Below are 1,421 nucleotides of genomic sequence, written 5' to 3'. Positions count from 1 at the left end.
GTGTTGTGCTCGTAGCAGTAGCCGCCGCGCCGGTCGCCGTGCACCAGCTTCGCCATCAGGTCGGCGAGCCGGAGGGAAGGGGCCCTGCCCCCGAGGGCGTCGAGGTTCTCGAAGGGGATGGCCCGGGCGTGGGCGAGGTGCACCCCGCGGAGCGTGGCGACGTCGGCCCGCCGCTCCCCCGCCCAGCCGATCCGGGCGAGGTACGCGTCGAGGTCGAACGGCGTCGTCGTCCGTGCGCTGTCAGCCATGACATCACCGTACGTTCGGGTGCAGCGCCGCGGCCTCGGCTCTTGGTCCTAGGTCGTGTCCGCAAAGTCAGGCCAGCCAGATTCGTAGGCACGCGATGGTGACCAGGGCTTCGTAGTGGCGGGCGCGTTTGTCGTAGCGGGTGGCCAGGGCCTTGTTGTGCTTGAGCTTGTTGAAGCAGCGCTCGACGACGTTACGGCGTCGGTAGGCGGCCCGGTCGAGCCGGCAAAGGCTCTCCCGCCGGCGGATGCGGCCGTTGATCTGGTCGATCCGCTCGGGGATGGCCGCCTTGATGCCGCGTCTGCGCAGGTAGGAGCGGATCTTCGTGGACGAGTAGCCCTTGTCGGCGACGACCCGTTCGGGCCGGGTTCTGGGCCGGCCGGGTCCGCACCGCTCGATGCGGATGCGGGCCAGGACCTGCTCGAACTGAGTACAGTCGTTGACGTTTCCGGCGGTGATCGTGAAGGCGAGCGGCCGGCCCTGCCCGTCGCAGGCGAGATGGATCTTTGTGGTCAGCCCGCCGCGGGACCGGCCGATCGCCTCGCCCGGCCGGAGCCCCCTTTTCGGGCCCCGGCCGCGTGCTGGTGGGCTCGCACGGTCGTGGAGTCGACACACGTGACGGTCCAGTCAACCGAGCCGACGGCATCGCAGCGCTGCTGGACGTGGGCCAGGAGCCGGTCCCAGGTCCCGTCGGCCGACCAGCGGCGGAAGCGCTCGTAGACCGTCTTCCACGGCCCGTACCGCTCGGGAAGATCCCGCCATGCCGCACCCGTGGACAGCTTCCACAGGATCCCGTTGACCACCTGACGGCGATCGCGCACAGGACGGCCCATCCGCGGCGGAGCCAGGAACGGCTCGATCACCGCCCACGACTCATCGGTCAGCTCATGACGACGCACCACGAACAACCCAACGAGCCCACCACTTTGCGGACACGACCTAGGACCGGCCCGTGCCGAGAGCGAGCATCGCCTCGGCGACCTCGGCTGCCGACGTGTCGGGGATCGCGGTCGCCGCGTCCTCCAGCACGAGCAGCCGGGCGCCGGGGATCTCGCGCGCGATCGCCTCGGCGTTGCCGACCGGGAAGAACGGGTCGCGGCGGCCGTGGACGACGAGTGTGGGGATCGCGATCCCGGGCAGCCGCTCCCGCCAGCGGGGCGCGCAGTCGAGCGCGG

General features: G+C 70.9%; 2 protein-coding genes and 1 pseudogene. All 3 read right to left on the bottom strand.

Annotated elements, in window-relative coordinates:
* Window positions 1–248 (bottom strand): arylamine N-acetyltransferase (locus tag ABTY56_RS38655; protein ID WP_350634378.1); only part of this gene is annotated, 248 nt, incomplete at its 3' end.
* 67 nt (window positions 249–315) lie between these two features.
* Window positions 316–1,079 (bottom strand): annotated as a pseudogene (locus tag ABTY56_RS38650) (IS5 family transposase).
* Between the two features lie 106 nt (window positions 1,080–1,185).
* On the bottom strand, window positions 1,186–1,421 hold a 236-nt coding region (locus ABTY56_RS38645; RefSeq protein ID WP_350634377.1), incomplete at its 5' end, for an alpha/beta fold hydrolase.

It is taken from the genome of Kitasatospora sp. NPDC097691 (genome assembly GCF_040302665.1).
Taxonomy (GTDB): Bacteria; Actinomycetota; Actinomycetes; order Streptomycetales; family Streptomycetaceae; genus Kitasatospora.
The sequence above is the reverse complement of the archived record's forward strand: the minus strand, read 5'-3'. Positions and strand labels throughout refer to the sequence as shown.